The 16,967-nt window shown below is 74.1% G+C and carries 16 protein-coding genes; 4 read left to right on the forward strand and 12 right to left on the reverse strand.

The window, feature by feature from the left end; all coding sequences use genetic code 11:
- Positions 1-73: 73 nt before the first annotated feature.
- From FHL79_RS19695 to FHL79_RS19710, 4 genes are all read right to left on the reverse strand, one after another.
- Positions 74-1,531 carry a C40 family peptidase gene (locus tag FHL79_RS19695; RefSeq protein ID WP_246081027.1) on the reverse strand — a complete coding sequence of 486 codons (1,458 nt, stop codon included), beginning with the start codon at positions 1,529-1,531 and terminating at the stop codon, positions 74-76.
- Between the two features lie 234 nt (positions 1,532-1,765).
- Positions 1,766-3,304: an AMP-binding protein gene (locus tag FHL79_RS19700; RefSeq protein WP_138760272.1), complete on the reverse strand. Its 1,539-nt coding sequence runs from the start codon at positions 3,302-3,304 to the stop codon at positions 1,766-1,768.
- A gap of 91 nt (positions 3,305-3,395) precedes the next feature.
- Positions 3,396-4,133 carry an SIR2 family NAD-dependent protein deacylase gene (locus FHL79_RS19705; protein WP_138760273.1) on the reverse strand — a complete coding sequence of 246 codons (738 nt, stop codon included), beginning with the start codon at positions 4,131-4,133 and terminating at the stop codon, positions 3,396-3,398.
- 10 nt (positions 4,134-4,143) lie between these two features.
- On the reverse strand, positions 4,144-5,103 hold the full coding sequence (locus FHL79_RS19710; protein ID WP_138760274.1) for a phosphatase PAP2 family protein: 960 nt from the start codon (positions 5,101-5,103) through the stop codon (positions 4,144-4,146).
- Between the two features lie 246 nt (positions 5,104-5,349).
- Between FHL79_RS19710 and FHL79_RS19715 the strand changes: the two genes are divergently transcribed.
- The 4 genes from FHL79_RS19715 to FHL79_RS19730 all read left to right on the forward strand — a co-directional run bounded on the left by FHL79_RS19715 (position 5,350) and on the right by FHL79_RS19730 (position 10,514).
- Entirely contained in the window at positions 5,350-8,175 is a 2,826-nt protein-coding gene (locus FHL79_RS19715; RefSeq protein WP_138760275.1) for an aconitate hydratase, read from the forward strand.
- Between the two features lie 25 nt (positions 8,176-8,200).
- A complete protein-coding gene (locus FHL79_RS19720; RefSeq protein ID WP_138760276.1) occupies positions 8,201-8,962 on the forward strand; it encodes an SDR family oxidoreductase in 762 nt (253 codons plus the stop codon).
- 62 nt (positions 8,963-9,024) lie between these two features.
- Positions 9,025-9,726: a sirohydrochlorin chelatase gene (locus FHL79_RS19725; RefSeq protein ID WP_138760277.1), complete on the forward strand. Its 702-nt coding sequence runs from the start codon at positions 9,025-9,027 to the stop codon at positions 9,724-9,726.
- Positions 9,727-10,007: 281 nt separating this feature from the next.
- A complete protein-coding gene (locus FHL79_RS19730; RefSeq protein WP_138760278.1) occupies positions 10,008-10,514 on the forward strand; it encodes an FBP domain-containing protein in 507 nt (168 codons plus the stop codon).
- Between the two features lie 46 nt (positions 10,515-10,560).
- Here FHL79_RS19730 and FHL79_RS19735 read toward each other — a convergent pair whose 3' ends face one another.
- From FHL79_RS19735 to FHL79_RS19770, 8 genes are all read right to left on the reverse strand, one after another.
- Entirely contained in the window at positions 10,561-11,385 is an 825-nt protein-coding gene (locus FHL79_RS19735; RefSeq protein WP_138760279.1) for a sulfurtransferase, read from the reverse strand.
- A complete protein-coding gene (locus tag FHL79_RS19740; RefSeq protein WP_138760280.1) occupies positions 11,382-11,834 on the reverse strand; it encodes an SgcJ/EcaC family oxidoreductase in 453 nt (150 codons plus the stop codon). The genes FHL79_RS19735 and FHL79_RS19740 overlap by 4 nt, the downstream gene beginning before the upstream one ends.
- Before the next feature lie 110 nt (positions 11,835-11,944).
- Positions 11,945-12,607 carry a hypothetical protein gene (locus tag FHL79_RS19745; protein ID WP_138760281.1) on the reverse strand — a complete coding sequence of 221 codons (663 nt, stop codon included), beginning with the start codon at positions 12,605-12,607 and terminating at the stop codon, positions 11,945-11,947.
- A complete protein-coding gene (locus tag FHL79_RS19750) occupies positions 12,604-13,320 on the reverse strand; it encodes an ABC transporter ATP-binding protein (RefSeq protein ID WP_171058255.1) in 717 nt (238 codons plus the stop codon). The genes FHL79_RS19745 and FHL79_RS19750 overlap by 4 nt, the downstream gene beginning before the upstream one ends.
- A gap of 49 nt (positions 13,321-13,369) precedes the next feature.
- Positions 13,370-13,648, reverse strand: coding sequence for a hypothetical protein (locus FHL79_RS19755; RefSeq protein WP_138760283.1), 279 nt, complete (start codon positions 13,646-13,648; stop codon positions 13,370-13,372).
- Positions 13,649-13,786: 138 nt separating this feature from the next.
- The gene (locus FHL79_RS19760; protein ID WP_138760284.1) at positions 13,787-15,685 is read right to left on the reverse strand and encodes an ABC transporter ATP-binding protein; all 1,899 of its coding nucleotides are present in this window, start codon (positions 15,683-15,685) and stop codon (positions 13,787-13,789) included.
- Positions 15,686-15,760: 75 nt separating this feature from the next.
- The gene (locus FHL79_RS19765) at positions 15,761-16,537 is read right to left on the reverse strand and encodes an enoyl-CoA hydratase/isomerase family protein (protein ID WP_138760285.1); all 777 of its coding nucleotides are present in this window, start codon (positions 16,535-16,537) and stop codon (positions 15,761-15,763) included.
- On the reverse strand, positions 16,534-16,764 hold the full coding sequence (locus tag FHL79_RS19770; RefSeq protein ID WP_014741595.1) for a helix-turn-helix domain-containing protein: 231 nt from the start codon (positions 16,762-16,764) through the stop codon (positions 16,534-16,536). The genes FHL79_RS19765 and FHL79_RS19770 overlap by 4 nt, the downstream gene beginning before the upstream one ends.
- Between the last annotated feature and the right edge of the window lie 203 nt (positions 16,765-16,967).

The following is a 16,967-nucleotide window of genomic DNA, read 5'->3' on the forward strand; positions in this document are numbered from 1 at the left end:
CGGATCCCCCCGCCCGGCCCCCTGCAGGGCCCCGCCGCGAGCCTGCGAGTGGTGGGGGGCAGGCGGTCCTTCTTCAGCCGGTCGGGCGCACGGCACCGTAGTAGTCGCTGCCGTACCACATGCTGCTGATCTTGACGACGTCGCCGCTCTGCGGAGCCTGGACGACCTTGCCGCCGCCGAGGTAGAGGGCCACGTGGTAGATCGAGGTGTACGAGCTGCCGCTCCCCCAGAACACCAGGTCGCCGGCCTGCAGGTCGGACTTGGCGACCGTGTTGCTGCGGAAGCGGTACCACTGGTCCCGGCTGGTGCCGCCGATCTGGACGCCGGCCTGCGCGTAGGCGTACTGGGTCAGGCCCGAGCAGTCGAAGCCCCAGATCTTCGTGTCCGGCGGGATGCCGTAGCTGGGACCGCTGCTGCCGCCGCCGCCCCACGAGTAGGGCAGGCCCAGCTGCGTCTTGGCCGCCGCGATCGCGGTCTGCACCACCGAGCCCGAGGGGGCGCCGGCCGTCGTGTCCTGCACCGGCGCGGGCTTCGACGCGCTGCCGGAGCTGGACGACCCCGTGCCCGCGGACGACCCGGACGTACCCGGGGACGACTGACCGGCGGACGACGACCCGGCGGACGGCGAGGCGCTGGCCGAGCTGGACGAGCTGGTCGGGCTGGACGCCGCGGACGAGGAGCTCGCCGACGTGGTCGACCGGCTCGTCGTGGCCGCGGCAGCTGCGGCCACGGCGGCCTGCTGCTGGGCGTAGGTCTCGGCCGCGCTGCGCTGGCCCTCGAGGCTGTCGAGGGTCTGCTGGGCGCTGGCGAGCTGGTCCTCGACGGCGTCCTGCTGGTCGGCGAGCGCCGCCTCCTGGCCGCGCGCGGCGATCTCCTGGTCCTGCGCGCTCACCAGCAGGGTGGCGGCCTCGGCCTTGAGCGTGTCGGCCTGGGTGACGCTCTGCCGGGCGGCCTCGTCGGCGGCGGTGGCCTGCTCCTCCAGCACGGTGAGCTGGTGGACGACGTCGACCCGCTGCTCGCCCACGGCGTCGAGCAGTGCTGCCCGCTCGATCAGCTCGCTCGGCCCGCCGGAGGTCATCAGCGCCAGCGCTCCGGAGGAGGTGCTGCCCTGCTTGTAGCTGTCCCGGGCGAAGCGGGCGACCTCCTGGCGGCCACCCTGGAGGTCGGCGTCGGCCTGGGCCGCGGCGGCAGCAGCGGCGTCCGCCGCGGCGCGCGCCTCGTCGTAGGCGGACTGCTTCTCCTCGTAGTCCTGCAGCGCGATGTTCGCCGCGGCGGAGGCGTCCGCCGCGGCGTCCTGGGCGGCGGCGAGGGCGGCGGTGATCTGCCCGACCTCGGCGGCCGCGGCCTGCCGCGCCTGCTCGGCGGCGCTGAGGTCCGCGTCGCTGGGGTTGACCGGTACCGCCAGGGCGGTGCCGGGCGCAACGCCCAGCCCGGTGGCGACGACGGCGGCGACGCCGACCAGGCGGGTCGCCCAGCGCACTCCCGCCCGTCGTCCGGTGGTGCTCGTGGTGGTGCCACCCTGCGTGTCCACTGTTCCCCGACTCCTCCGCTGTCGGCGCCGCAGTGCTCCGCGGCGCCGATCTCGACCAGTCCCGGCACACCCGTCGGGGTGCGCTCTCGCGAGGGACATCGACCGCTTCGGGTGGACGGCACAGCGCCGTCGGGCAGATCTCCCCCCTCCGGGGGACATCCGTCAGGTGGCAGAAGGACCCCTCCCACGAGCCCTTCGCAGGCTCAGGCCACGACCGGAGGGGGCCGGAGAGCATCAGTGCACCTGGCGGTCCTCGTCGGTCCAGAACGCCTGCCGGAGCTTGAACTTCTGGATCTTCCCGGTGGCGGTGCGCGGGATGGCCTCGCGGAACTCGACCCGCTTGGGCGCCTTGTAGCCGGCGATCCGTTCCCGGGTGTGGGCGATGAGCTCGGCCTCGGTCACCGACTGCCCCTCGGAGAGGACGACCAGCGCGGTGACCATCTCCCCCCACTTCTCGTCGGGGACGCCGATCACGGCGACCTCGGCGACGGCGGGGTGGCTGAAGACGGCGTCCTCCACCTCGATCGAGGAGACGTTCTCCCCGCCGGTGATGATCACGTCCTTCTTCCGGTCGGAGATCGTGAGGTGGCCGCCGTCGTCGATCGTCCCGCCGTCCCCGGTGTGGAACCAGCCGCCGTCCAGGGCCTCGGCGGAGGCGTCCGGGTTCTCCCAGTAGCCGGCCAGCACCGTGTTGCCCCGGGCGAGCACCTCACCGCTCTGGCTGACCGTGAGCCGGGTGCCCAGCGCCGGCACCCCGGCGCGGGAGAGCGCCTTGGCGCGGTCCAGCGGGCTGAGGGTGTCGTACTCGGCGCGGGGCCGGTTGATCGTCAGCAGCGGCGCGGTCTCGGTGAGCCCGTAGATCTGGTTGAACTCCCAGCCGAGCTCCTCCTCGACCCGGGCGATGGTGCGCGAGGGCGGCGGCGCGCCGGCGACGACGATCCGCACCTGGTCGCGGCCGGGCACCGGCCCGTCCCAGGTCACGGCGGCGTCGAGCACCGCGTTCCACACCGCCGGGGCACCGGCCATCAGCGTGACGCCGTGCTGCTCCACCCGGCGGAGGATCTCCGCGCCGTCGATCTTGCGGATCGGCACCTGCTTCACGCCCAGCCCGGCGCACGTGTAGGGCAACCCCCAGCCGTTGCAGTGGAACATCGGCAGCGTGTGCAGGTAGACGTCGCGGTCGCTGACCTGCATGTGCATGCCGAAGGTGGTGGCGTTGATCCACTCGTTGCGGTGGGTCATCTGCACGCCCTTGGGCCGCGCCGTCGTCCCGCTGGTGTAGTTGATCGTCGCGGTGGCGTCCTCGTCCGGCTCGGTCCACGGCCGCGGCTCGGCGTCGTACCGGAGCAGCCCGGACTCGTACTCCTCGCCCAGCAGGAAGCGGTGCTTCACGTCGATGCCGGCCAGTTGCTGCTCGACCTCGGGGTCGACGAGCAGCACGCTGGCCCCGCTGTGCTCGACGATGTAGGCGAACTCAGCCGGGGAGAGCCGGAAGTTCACCGGGACGAGCACCCGGCCGAAGGACGGGACGGCGTACAGCAGCTCGAGCAGCCGGGCGGAGTTGTGGCTGACCACAGCCACCCGCTCCCCCTCCCCGACGCCCAGCGCGTCCAGCCCCGCGGCGATCGCCCGGCCCCGGCGGGCCACCTCGCGGTAGGTCAGCTCGCCCAGCGGGCTGGCCGGCTGGGTGGGCTCGTCGACGATGCCGATCCGGTCGCCGTAGACGAGCTCCGCCCGGTCGATGAAGTCGCGGGTGGTCAAGGGCACGCGCATGACGGCTCCTGCTGCGTCGGCCGGCATCGGCGCCGGCGGCGGAACGTGGTCGTCGTCACGCTAACCGGCGCGGCCCGCGACGACGAGGCCCTCACCGCGCGGCGGCCAGCAACGCGGGGAGCGCGGTGCCGATCGGCTCGCGGACGACCAGGTCGGCCAGCCCGTCGTAGGGGGTCGGCTCGGCGTTGACGATCACCACCCGGGCACCGGCGGCGGCCGCGACCTCGACCAGACCGGCGGCGGGGTGCACGCCCAGCGAGGTGCCGACGGCCAGGAACACGTCGCAGTCGGCGGCGGCCTGCGCGGCGGCGTCGATCACCTCGGCGTCCAGGGCCTCGCCGAAGTAGACGGTCGCCGTCTTCAGCACCCCGCCGCACACCGGGCAGGCCGGGTCCGGGTCACCGGCGTCCACCCGGGCCAGCACGTCCCCGATGGGCAGCCGGTGCCCGCACCGCGTGCAGACCACCTCGTGCACGGTGCCGTGCAGCTCCAGCACCCCGGTGGAGCCGGCCGCCTGGTGCAGACCGTCGATGTTCTGGGTGAGCAGCGCCCGCGACCGCCCCTGGCGCTGCAGGTCAGCCAGTGCCGCGTGACCGGCGTTCGGGCGCACGTCGGCGGTGGCCAGGTCGCGGCGCAGCAGCCAGGAGCGCCGGCGGATCTCCGGGTCGCGGAGGTAGTAGGAGAGCGTCACCAGCTTCTCGGCCTCGGGGTCCCGGGTCCACACGCCCTGCGGCCCGCGGTAGTCCGGGATGCCGCTGTCGGTGGAGACCCCGGCGCCGGTGAGCACGCAGATCCGCCGCGCGTCGCGCAGCCAGTCGGGGGCCTCCACGGCCCTCAGGCTAGGAGGCGGTGACCGGGGTCCGCGACCGGTGCGGCAGCGCCCGGGCCAGCCGGGGCACCACCACCCACACCGCCCCGGCGTACAGCGCACCGAGCAGCGTGTCGACGACGTAGTGCTCGCCGGACCAGACCAGCACCACTGGCATGAGGACGGCGTAGGCCACCAGCGCGGCCCGCTGCCAGTGGTGCCGGGCCAGCGGCAGGAGCACCAGGCAGGTCAGGACGGCGAAGGCGGTGTGCAGCGAGGGCACCGCGGCGACCGCGTTCACCTGCCCCTGGCTGGAGTGCAGCAGTGCGCCGGCCTTCGGCAGCCCGAGCACCGCCCAGCCGGAGCTGCTGATCCGGTCGACGTGCTCGATGACGCCGTCCTTCGCCGCCAGCCACGGAGGTGCGGCCGGGTAGAGGACGTAGGTGAGCAACCCGGCCGCGGACAGGGCCAGCACCAGCCGGACGTAGCCCGTCCAGCGGGCCCGGTCGCGCAGCCACAGCACCGCCAGCACGACCGGGGTCACCACGAAGTGGCTGGCGTAGACCAGCGAGGCCACCGCCGCCCACCACGCGGCACCCCAGTGCTGCTGCAACCAGACGGTGGGCAGCACGCCGTCGGTCAGCCAGCGGTCCGCGGTGGCGGGCTCGGTGACGTGGACCGGCATCCCGAGGCCGTCGGCCATGCCGCGGCTGAGGTCGTAGAGCAGCAGCAGCGCCATGAGCGGCACCCAGTCGACCAGCAGGCGCACCAGCGCCGCCCAGCCCCGGCCGACGGACTGCGCCGCCAGCACGGCGAGCACCCAGCCGAGCAGCACCACCCGGTCGGTGGGCAGGCCGGAGGAGACACAGGTGGCCAGGAACAGCGCGACCAGCCCGGCGGTCAGCAGCCGGCGCACCCCGCGGTGCCGCTCGGCCGCCCCCGCCGGCGACGCGACCGTCGGGGGCGTCGCCGGGCCCGCAGCGGTCGTCATGGGCCGGACGCTAGGCGACGTGCCCGCCGGATGGGAACCGTCCCCGCACGGCACGCCGCCGCACCGCGGCGTCCGGGACTGCGGTGACGAATGGTGCCCACCGCCCGCCATGTCCGGTGACCTCGGTCACCTCGAGCACAGGAAAGGGTTGCCTTGGTCCGCGCACGGAGGTGGAGGCTGGGATGATCCGGGGTGCACATCGAGGCGCAGGACGCGCGCAGGACCAGCGAGGGTGAGGCGCAAGCAGTGGCAGCCAGCAAGGACAGCTTCGGGGCGCGGGCGACGCTCGACGTCGACGGCACCGAGTACGACATCTTCCGGCTCGACGCGGTGGAGGGCAGCGAGAAGCTCCCCTTCAGCCTGAAGGTCCTGCTGGAGAACCTCCTCCGCACCGAGGACGGCGCCAACATCACCGCGGACCACATCCGCGCGCTGGCGAACTGGGACCCGTCCGCGGAGCCGGACCAGGAGATCCAGTTCACCCCGGCCCGGGTGGTGATGCAGGACTTCACCGGCGTCCCGTGCATCGTCGACCTCGCCACCATGCGCGAGGCGATGGCCGAGATCGGCGGCGATCCGAACAAGATCAACCCGCTGGCACCGGCCGAGATGGTCATCGACCACTCGGTGATCGCCGACATCTTCGGCACCCCGGACTCGTTCGAGCGCAACGTGGACATCGAGTTCCAGCGCAACGGCGAGCGGTACCAGTTCCTCCGCTGGGGCCAGGGCGCGTTCGACGACTTCACGGTCGTCCCCCCGGGCATGGGCATCGTCCACCAGGTCAACATCGAGCACCTGGCCCGCGTGGTCTTCCCGCGTCAGGAGGGGGACCGCACGCTGGCCTACCCCGACACCTGCGTGGGCACCGACTCGCACACCACGATGGTCAACGGCCTGGGCGTGCTGGGCTGGGGCGTCGGCGGCATCGAGGCCGAGGCAGCGCTGCTCGGTCAGCCGGTGTCGATGCTCATCCCCCGCGTGGTCGGCTTCAAGCTGAGCGGCGAGCTGCCCGACGGCGCCACCGCCACCGACCTGGTGCTCACGATCACCGAGATGCTGCGCCAGCACGGCGTGGTCGGGAAGTTCGTCGAGTTCTACGGCGCCGGCGTCTCCGCCGTCCCGCTGGCCAACCGGGCCACGATCGGCAACATGAGCCCGGAGTTCGGCTCGACCGCCGCGATGTTCCCGATCGACGGCGAGACCATCGACTACCTGCGGCTGACCGGCCGCAGCGACGAGCAGATCGCGCTGGTCGAGGCCTACGCCAAGACCCAGGGCCTGTGGCACGACGACGACCGCGAGCCGGCCTTCTCCGAGTACCTCGAGCTCGACCTGGCCACCGTCGTCCCCTCGATCGCCGGCCCCAAGCGCCCGCAGGACCGGGTCTCGCTGTCCGAGGCCAAGGAGGCGTTCCGCGAGGCGCTGCCGACCTACGCCCAGGTCGAGGAGGTCACCCACGACCCCGACGTCGCCCCGGAGGCCGCGTCCAACGTGGACGAGTCGGTCGAGGAGACCTTCCCGGCCTCGGACCCGGCCAGCCCGTTCGCGCAGGGCAACGGTGAGGCCGGCAAGCCGCACACCGCCGTCACCGGCTCGGACACCGGCCGCGCGACCAAGCGCACCCCCGTGGTGATGGAGGACGGCACCGAGACCTTCGTCGACCACGGGCACGTGGTGATCGCCGCGATCACGTCGTGCACCAACACGTCCAACCCGCAGGTCATGATCGGCGCCGCACTGCTGGCCAAGAAGGCCGTCGAGCGGGGCCTGACCACCAAGCCGTGGGTGAAGACGACGCTGGCGCCCGGCTCGAAGGTCGTCACCGACTACTACGAGAAGGCGGAGCTCACGCCCTACCTGGAGAAGCTCGGCTTCTACCTGGTCGGCTACGGGTGCACCACCTGCATCGGCAACTCCGGCCCGCTGCCCGAGCCGGTCAGCAAGGCCGTGAACGAGGCCGACCTCGCCGTCGTCTCGGTGCTCTCGGGCAACCGCAACTTCGAGGGCCGGATCAACCCCGACGTCAAGATGAACTACCTGGCGTCCCCGCCGCTGGTGATCGCCTACGCGCTCGCCGGGTCGATGGACATCGACATCACCACCGAGCCGCTGGGTCAGGACACCGACGGCAACGACGTCTTCCTGCGCGACATCTGGCCCTCGCCGCAGGAGGTGCAGCGGACCATCGACATGGCCGTCTCGGCGGAGCAGTTCGGCCGCAGCTACGCAGACGTCTTCGCCGGCACCGAGCAGTGGCAGAACCTGCCCACGCCCTCGGGTGACACCTTCGCCTGGGACGCCGAGAGCACCTACGTCCGGAAGCCCCCGTACTTCGAGGGCATGCCGGCCGAGCCGACCCCGGTGCAGGACATCGCCGGCGCCCGGACGCTCGCCGTCCTCGGCGACTCGGTGACGACCGACCACATCTCGCCGGCCGGTTCCATCAAGGCCGACTCCCCCGCCGGCACGTACCTGACCGAGCACGGCATCGAGCGCCGCGACTTCAACTCCTACGGCTCGCGCCGCGGGAACCACGAGGTCATGATCCGCGGGACGTTCGCCAACATCCGGCTGCGGAACCTGCTCGTGCCCGGCACCGAGGGTGGCGTCACGAAGAACCACCTGACCGGTGAGACGACGTCGATCTACGACGCCTCGCGCGCCTACATCGACGCCGGCATCCCGCTGGTCGTGCTGGCCGGCAAGGAGTACGGCTCCGGGTCCTCCCGCGACTGGGCGGCCAAGGGGACGGCGCTGCTGGGGGTCAAGGCGGTCATCGCCGAGAGCTACGAGCGCATCCACCGGTCGAACCTGATCGGCATGGGCGTGCTGCCGCTGCAGTTCCCCGAGGGCCAGAGCCGCGAGTCGCTCGGTCTGACCGGCGAGGAGACCTTCGAGATCACCGGGGTCACCGCGCTGAACGACGGCACCATCCCGCGCACGGTGAAGGTCACGGCGGGGGACGTCGAGTTCGACGCCCGCGTCCGGATCGACACCCCCGGCGAGGCGGGCTACTACCGCAACGGCGGGATCATGCAGTACGTGCTGCGTTCGCTGCGCGACGCCTGATCACCGATCGAGAACTGAACAGCTGATGGACCTGGGCCTGGGTGGCCGCGGATACCTGCTCACCGGCGCGAGCCGGGGCCTGGGGTTCGCGACCGCCCGGGCCCTCGTCGACGACGGGGCCCGGGTGCTGCTCAGCGCCCGGTCCGCCGACGCCGTCGACGCGGCCGCCGCCTCGCTGGGCGGCGCGCCGGCGGCCACCGGGCTCGCCGCGGACCTGTCCGACGCCCGGGCAGCCGAGGACCTCGTCGGTGCCGCGGTCGACCGGCTCGGCCGGGTGGACGGCGCGCTGGTCTCGGTCGGCGGTCCGACGCCGGGCGGGGTGCTCGACGTCCCCGAGGAGGCTTGGCGGGCCGGCGTCGACAGCGTGCTGCTCGGCCCGCTGCGGCTGGTCAAGGCGCTGGTCCCGCACCTGCACGACGGGGCGGCCATCGGCCTCGTCCTCTCCACCTCCGTGCGCCAGCCCATCGGGCAGCTGGCCATCTCCAACGGGCTGCGGCCGGGGCTGGCGATGACCGCCAAGGCGCTCGCCGACGAGCTGGGCCCCCGGGGCATCCGGGTGTTCGGCCTGCTGCCCGGCACGATCGCCACCGACCGGGTGGCCGAGGTCGAGGCGGCCTCCGGCGACGCGGCGGCGATGCGCGCCCGCACCGAGGCGGGCATCCCGCTGCGCCGGGTCGGCCGGCCGGAGGAGTTCGGGCGGGTGGCCGCGTTCGCGCTCTCCCCCGCCGCCTCCTACCTGACCGGCACGATGGTGACCGTCGACGGCGGCATCACCAGGGCGCTGTGATGCAGGACCCACGCGAACGGAGTGCCAGGGGCGCGGAAACCGCGCCGTCCCACTCCGCCCCGGTGTTGGTCGCCTGCGCGCACGGCACCCGCAACCCGACCGGACGGCGGCTGATCGGCGAGCTCGCGCTGGCCGCCCGGGCGCTGCGGCCGGGGCTGCGGACCACCGCCGCGTTCGTCGACGTCCAGCCCCCCACCGTGGTCGACGTCGTCGCCGGCCTGGCCGGTTCGGGCACGCCGGCCGTCGTCGTCCCGCTGCTGCTCTCCGGTGGGTACCACGTGCACGTCGACATCGCCGGGGCGGTCGCCGACCACCCCACCGCCGTCGCCGCCCGCCCGCTGGGGCCCGACCAGCGGCTGGTCGCCGTCCTCACCGACCGGCTGGTCGCCGCCGGTGCGGACCCCCGCGATCGGACCACCGCGGTCGTCCTCGCCGCCGCCGGGTCCAGCGACCCGCGCTCGGTGGCCGACGTCGAGGGCACCGCCGGCCTGCTGCAGCAGGGCTGGGCCGGCCCGGTCACCACCGGCTACGGTTCGGCCGCCCGGCCCACGGTCCCCGACGCCGTCACCGCCGCCCGCCGGGCCGGTGCCGAGCGGGTCGTGGTGGCGGCCTACCTGCTGGCACCCGGGCACTTCTCGGACAAGCTGCAGGGGGCCGGCGCCGACGTCGTCACCGCGCCTCTGCTCCCCGACGAGCGGATCGCCGCCGTCCTGCTCGACCGCTACGACGCGGCGCTGCGGAAACCGGTGGACGCCGCGTCGTAACCTGTCGGGGTCGGTCAGCGGGCCGACGTCGGGGTCAGCGAGGAGCAGCGGGTGCGCAGTGTCGCCGCGGGTCGCGGGGTGGCCGTCCCGGCCTGCTCCACCGCGGGCCGGACCCGCGTCCGGCGCCGCTGACCCCTCGAGCTGGTCCACGCCCCGCCCCTGGCGGGACGTGCAGCTGGGTCATGGGCGGACGCGACCTCGGCCCCGCCCCTCCCGCCGGCCACCGCGGCGCCTTCGCGCGCGCGGCCGGCGGTCCCCGCTGACCTGAGAGCTGGACCCTGATGAACCCCCTGACCGAGAAGCAGATCCGCGCGTCGTTCGTGAACGCCACCCGCCGCGAGGCCGCCCAGGCCACCGTGCCCGACCTGGCCGAGCCGGCCTGGAACCGGCTGGACTACCTGGGTTGGTCGGACCGGAAGGCGCCGTTGTCCGCCTACGTCGTCCTCGAGCTGGACGGCACCCCGACCGGCGTCCTGCTGCGCGCCAGTGCCGCGCCCGCGAGCGGGAGGCGGCGCAAGGCCCTGTGCGCCTGGTGCCGGGACCTCGCCTCCGTCGGCGCCATGCTGTACGTGGCCCGCCGCGGCGGCGCGTCCGGCCGGGCTGGCAACACGATCGGCACCCTGGTCTGCGAGGACTTCTCCTGCTCACGGAACGCCCGGCGCCCACCGACCAGCGCGGAGTCGGGCAGCGGCATCGAGGCGATCGCCGACCAGGTCGTCGCCGAACGGATCGCCGGGCTGCGCGAGCGGTCCACCCAGTTCGTCCGCGACGTGACGGCGACCCTCTGAGGTCCTCTCCGGGGGGCCATGTCGGCCGACATGGCCCCCTGTGGGCCTACGGACCGGTGGCAACCGGGCGGGCGGGATCGGCGGACCACTGCGACCACGAACCGGGCCACAACGCCGCCTCGATGCCCGCCTCGGCCAGCGCGGCCACCTCGTGCGCGGCGGTGATGCCGGAGCCGCAGTAGACGCCGACCGTCGTCCCGGGCTGCACCCCCAGCGCGGCGAACCGCTCGTTCAGTACAGCCGCTGTACGGAAGCGACCGCCCTCGTCGAGGTTGCCCGTCGTCGGGGCGCTCACCGCGCCGGGCACGTGCCCTGCCCGCGGGTCGACCGGCTCGACCTCGCCGCGGTACCGCTTCCCGGCCCGGGCGTCCAGGAGCACCCCACCTGTGCCCGGCAGGGCAGCGGCCTCCTCGGCGCTCAGCACCGGCATGCCCCCGCCGGTGAGGGTGACGTCGCCCGGTTCCGGCACCACCTCACCGGTGTCCAGTCGCCCACCTGCAGCGGTCCACGCCGCCAGCCCGCCGTCCAGGATCGTGACGTCGGTCAGGCCGCCCCACCGGAGCAGCCACCAGGCCCGGGCGGCGGCGAGTCCGCCGGTGGCGTCGTGCACCACGACCCGCGAGTCGTTGCGCACACCCCAGCGCCGGGCGGCTGACTGCAGTGCCTGTAGCGACGGCAGCGGATGGCGCCCCTCGGCGGCCGATGGCGGGGCGGCGAGCTCGGTCTCCAGGTCGACGAAGACCGCCCCGGGCAGGTGCCCGGCCAGGTGGTGCTCCCGGCCGTGCGGGTCCCCCAGCGCCCAGCGGACGTCGAGCAGGACGACGCCCTCGGGGTCGGCCAGCAGCTGCTCGGCGGTCGTCAGGACCCTCAACGGGCGGCCTCGAGCTCCGCGGTCAGGGCGGCCAGGGCCTCGGCGCGGCCGCCGTAGCGGGCCGGGGTGCTCTGCAGGACGGCGATCCGCCAGCGACCCGCGTCCTCGACCGCGGTGAGTGCGTGCACGGTGTGCAGCGACGGGTCGAGCGCCTCGGCGCCGGGCGGGACCATGCCGGCGACCGCGTGCAGCACCGCCACGTTCTCGGTCAGCCGGCGGACCGAGCGCACCACGCCGACGAAGGTCGGGATGGAGCGCTCGGCGAAGATCCGGCGCATGTCGGCGGCGATCGTCAGCCGGCCGCTGCGCAGCGTGCCGTCGAGGTCGATCATCTCGCCGTCGTCGGCGAAGACGGAGGACACGGAGACCCCGCTGCGCTGGTTCCAGCCAGCGAGGAAGCGCGCGTACAGCGCCCGGATCTGGGTGTCCTGCGGATGGCCTGCGCTCAACGACTGCTCCTGCGGGTGGTGCGGGTGGGACAGCTGGGTCTGGGGCAACGCTAGTGTGCAGGCCCGGGCGACGGCCCGCCCCCGCGCCGTGGCCGGGCGGACTGGTCCGTTCATCGACGTCGGCGACAGCGGAGCGTGACGGCGAGCAATCCTGCGGTCACCAGAACCGGTCCCCCCATGGCCCACCCGGCGAGGAGCACCCCGGGCTGCTCCCCCGACCCCCAGGTGCTGAGCACCGGCCCGGCGGGCGGCAGCCACGGCGACCGGGCACTGGCCAGGGACACCGCGACCACCACCAGCGCCTGCACCCCGCGGGTGACGCGTCCCGCGTGCAGCGCCAGGGCGAGCGCGACCCCGACGCAGCCGCAGAGCAGGTGCAGCAGCGCGCCGAGCAGCCGGACGCCCACCGGGGCGGGGTGCGGGTCCGCGGCGACGTCGGCGAGCACCCCCGCGGCCGTCGCGGCGAGCAGCCACAGCAGGGCGGGCACCGCATCGGCGACGAGCGTCCGCACCGGCCCGTCGGCCGCCACGAGCACCTGGCGGAGGTCGGCGCTGGTGGCGGCGAGGTGGGCCGCGGTCGCCCAGGCGGACACCGGCAGCAGGAGGGCAGCGGTGGCGGCCAGGGCCGGGAGAGGTGGCCCGGCGTCCGCGGCGTAGACGGCGGCGAGCACCGCCAGCCAGCCGAACGACGCCGCGAGCACGCTGCGGCTGGATGCCGCGGTGGCCATCCCGAGCCGGGCGACCCGGCTCAGCGGGACGACGGGCCGGCTCACGGGAGCGGGTTCACCGAGTGCACCGACCACCCGGCGTGCAGCGCGGCGAGCAGCAGTGCGTCGCGCTCGGGAGGCGGGACGGTGAGGGTCAGCCGCCCACCGGCGGCGGGTGCGCCGCGGAACGTGCCGGTCCCGGCGAGGACCACCTCGACCAGGGCGGGGGCGGTCGCGCCGCCGAGGTCCAGCACGTCCCCGCCGGCCAGCGGCAGCGGCTCGTGCTCGGCGAGGACGACCGCGTCCCCGGCAGCCAACCGGTCGGTCAGCCGGTCGGCCAGGCGGTGGACCGCGGCGGCGTCCAGGCCCGCGGCCGGCTCGTCCAGGACGACGATCGGACACGGCAGCCCGAGCACCGCCTCCAGCAGCACCCGCCGCTGCCAGCCGCGGCTGAGCTGGTCGGCCCGGGTGTCCACCGGCACGTCGGCCCCCGGCCGGCCCGACACGAGCTCGACCAGCCGGCGCGCGTCGACCGCCGGCAGGTCGCCGGTCTGCTGCGGCAGGTGGGCGACCGGCCCGGCGCGGTGGACGCTGCCCCGCCGGGGCGCCACCGCACCGGCCAGCACCCGCAGCAGCGTGGACTTGCCGGCCCCGTTCCCGCCGCGGACCCGGAGCAGCTCGCCCGGGGCCACGTCGAGCGTCAGCCCGTCGAACAGCCAGCTGCCCCGGCCGAAGCGGAAGCCGAGGTCCCGCACCGACAGGGCAGGGAGGGCGGGCACCGGACGACCGTAGTGGCCGGCCCCGGCCCCGCCGGTCAGCCCGTGCCGGTCAGAAGGCCGCCTGGCTCTCGGCGACGTAGCCGCCGGACCGCTGGGTGATGTGCCAGACCCGGACGTCCTTGCCGCCGATCGCGTCCTTCTCGTGGAAGCGCACCAGCTCGCCGTGGGTCACCCCGTGACCGGAGATCACCAGCGGCTCCCCGCCGGTGTCGATGCTGAACTCGGCATCGCCCAGGAAGGCCTCCAGCGACGACTCGACCCCGACCGCGGGCGCCACCACCAGGTAGGGCTTGCCGGAGGCGATCGACTGCCTGTGCTGAGTGGTCATGTGAACCCCTGTCCTCGGGACGACGGCGCCATCAGGTCGCCGGACCTCAAGGTGTCATGCATCCCTGGGCGCTCGCTGTCCGGCGCACAGGTGTCGGCCTGTTGTAACAAGGAGTTCGCACTCACGTGCAGCGGCGGGCTACACCCCGGCGATCGAGCTCGCTGCCGCGTCGGTGGGGGCGAACTGGGTGCGGTAGAGCTCGGCGTAGTGCCCGCCGAGGGCCAGCAGCTCCTCGTGGGTGCCGCGCTCGACGATCCGGCCGTGGTCCACCACCAGGATCTGGTCGGCGTTGCGGATCGTGGACAGCCGGTGGGCGATCACCAGCGACGTCCGGCCGGCCAGCGCGGTGTCCAGCGCGTGCTGCACCGCGACCTCGGACTCGCTGTCCAGGTGCGCCGTCGCCTCGTCCAGGATCACCACGCCCGGCGCCTTGAGCAGCACCCGGGCGATCGCCAGCCGCTGCTTCTCCCCACCCGACATCCGGTACCCGCGGTCACCGACCACGGTGTCCAGCCCGTCGGGCAGCGAGTGCACCAGGGCGGCGATCCGCGCGCCGGTGAGCGCCGCCCACAGCTCCTCCTCGGTGGCCTCGGGTCGGGCGTAGCGCAGGTTGGCGCCGATCGTGTCGTGGAAGAGGTGCGAGTCCTGGCTCACCACACCGATCGCGTCGCGCAGCGACGCGGTGGTGGCCTGCCGGACGTCGACCCCGCCGACCCGGACCGCGCCCCCGGTCACGTCGTACAGCCGGGAGACCAGCGCGGCCATCGTCGACTTGCCCGCCCCGGACGTGCCCACCAGGGCGACGAGCTGGCCCGGCTCGGCCCGGAAGGACACCTGGTGCAGCACGTCGGTGCCCGCGTGCTGCTCCGGGACGGCGACGTCCTCCAGCGAGGCGAGCGACACCTCGGCCGGCGCGGGGTAGCGGAAGGAGACCGCGTCGAACTCGATCGACCGGTCGTCGGCCGGCACCGGGACCGCGTCGGGGGCCTCGGCGATCATCGGCGTCAGGTCCAGCACCTCGAACACCCGGTCGAAGCTGACCAGCGCGCTCATCACGTCGACCCGCACGTTCGCCAGCGCGGTCAGCGGCCCGTAGAGCCGGGACAGCAGCAGCGCCAGCGCGACGACGTCCCCGGCCGACAGCGACCCGGTGAACGACAGCCACCCACCCAGGCCGTAGACCAGCGCGGTGGCGAGCGCGGCGACCAGCGTCAGCGAGGTGAAGAAGACCCGCCCGTACATCGCCGACAGCACGCCGATGTCGCGGACCCGGGCGGCCCGCCCGGAGAACGACTCGGCCTCCGCCTCCGGTCGCCCGAAGAGCTTGACCAGCAGGGCGCCGGCCACGTTGAACCGCTCGGTCATCGTCGCGTTCATCGACGCGTTGAGCCCGTAGGACTCCCGGGTGATCTCCTGCAACCGCTTCCCGATCCGCTGCGCCGGGAAGACGAACAGCGGCACCATCACGATCGAGAGCAGGGTGATCTGCCAGGACAGGCTGAACATGACGCCGGCGGTCAGCACCAGGGCGATCACGTTCGAGACGACGCCGGACAGCGTCGAGGTGAACGCCCGCTGCGCCCCGACGACGTCGTTGTTCAGCCGGCTCACCAGCGCGCCGGTCTGGGTGCGGGTGAAGAAGGCGACCGGCATCCGCTGCACGTGCTCGAAGACCCGGGTGCGCAGGTCGAAGATGACGCCCTCGCCGATGCGCGCGGAGTACCAGCGCTGCACCAGCGAGCTGCCGGCGTCCAGCACCGCCAGGCCGGCGATGACCAGCGCGATCTGCACGACGTCCCCCGCCGTCCCGGACAGCCGGGCGATCCGGTTGACGATGTCGCCGGCCAGCAGCGGGGTGATCACACCGATCAGCGAGGAGAAGACGACGAGCGACAGGAACCCGATCAGCTCGCGGCGGTAGGGCCCGGCGATGCCGAGGATCCGGCGCACGGTGCCCGGGGGGATCTGCCGCGAGGTCACCGACGAGTCGCGGCTGAACGACCGCATCGCGGCCATCGAGGTCATCGGTGAGTCCATGGCACGTCCTCTTGGTGCTGTAACCGGGTAATCAACCACCGGAACAGCAGCCGGGGCCGCGCTGTTCCGCGACGGTCAGTCTCTCCCGGCCAGCACGCCCAGTCGCCGTGCCTGCGCCGCCCGCTCGGCGGCGTCCTGCTGCGCGGGCTCGTTGCGCACCGCGGACCGGACGAGAGCGAGCGTCTCCCGGCTCGCCCCGACGTCCGGCCGGAGCAGGGCGGCGGTCAGCCCTGCCACGGTGGTCTCCAGCTGGTCGACCGGGACGACGGCGTTCGCCAGGCCCATCGCCAGCGCCTCGGCGGCGCCGACGGGGCGGCCGGTCAGGCAGATCTCCACGGCCCGGCTGTACCCGACCAGCTCGACCAGCGTGCTGGTGCCGGTGAGGTCGGGGACCAGCCCGAGCGAGGCCTCCGGCAGCCGCAGCTGGGCGTCGTCGGCGAGGACCCGCAGGTCGCAGGCGAGCGCGAGCTGCGCGCCGGCGCCGATGGCGTGCCCTTGGACGGCCGCGACCGACACCACGCCCGGCGAGCGCAGCCACCGGAAGCCGGCCTGGTAGCCACGGATCCGTTCCTGGGCCAGCTCGGCCGGCAGCGCACCGAGCTCACCGAGACCGCCGGCGACCCCGGGCTCGGCGCTGAACAGGCTGCGGTCCAGCCCGGCCGAGAAGGACCGCCCGGCACCGCGGACGACGACCACCCGGACGTCGTCGTCCAGACCCTCACCGACCGCGCGCAGCGCCGCCCAGGTGTCCGGCGTCTGCGCGTTCAGCTGGTCGGCGCGGTCGAGGGTGACGGTGAGGACGGCACCCTCGCGCGCCGTCCTCACCCACCCGGTGGACTCAGGCGAGCTCACGCACTCTTCTTGGCGTTCCGGTTCGCCCCACCCCGGCCACGCAGGCTGGCGCCCGACTCCGACAGCAGGCGGTGGACGAACCCGTAGGAACGGTTGGTCGAGGTGGCCAGCGAGCGGATGCTCTCGCCGCCGTCGTACCGCTCGCGCAGCTCGTCCGCGAGCGAGGTTCGGTCGTCCCCGGTGATCCGCTTGCCCTTGCTCAGGTCTGCAGTGCTCGAGTCGGCCATGACTCCCCTCCGTGTGTCAGGGGTCGCGCCGACGTCCGCCGGCACCAGCCCACTGATCCCCCGGCGCCGCTGCCCCGGTGACATCGGCGTCTCACCAGTCATGATCACCCGGCTGGGCGACGACGGCCACCGGAGATGGGAAGTGCACGACCTATGACACTGTCGGCCTCACGGCCGACACCGCGACCAGGTGCCGTCCCCGG

This window comes from Modestobacter altitudinis, from assembly GCF_005930475.1.
Taxonomy (GTDB): domain Bacteria; phylum Actinomycetota; class Actinomycetes; order Mycobacteriales; family Geodermatophilaceae; genus Modestobacter; species Modestobacter altitudinis.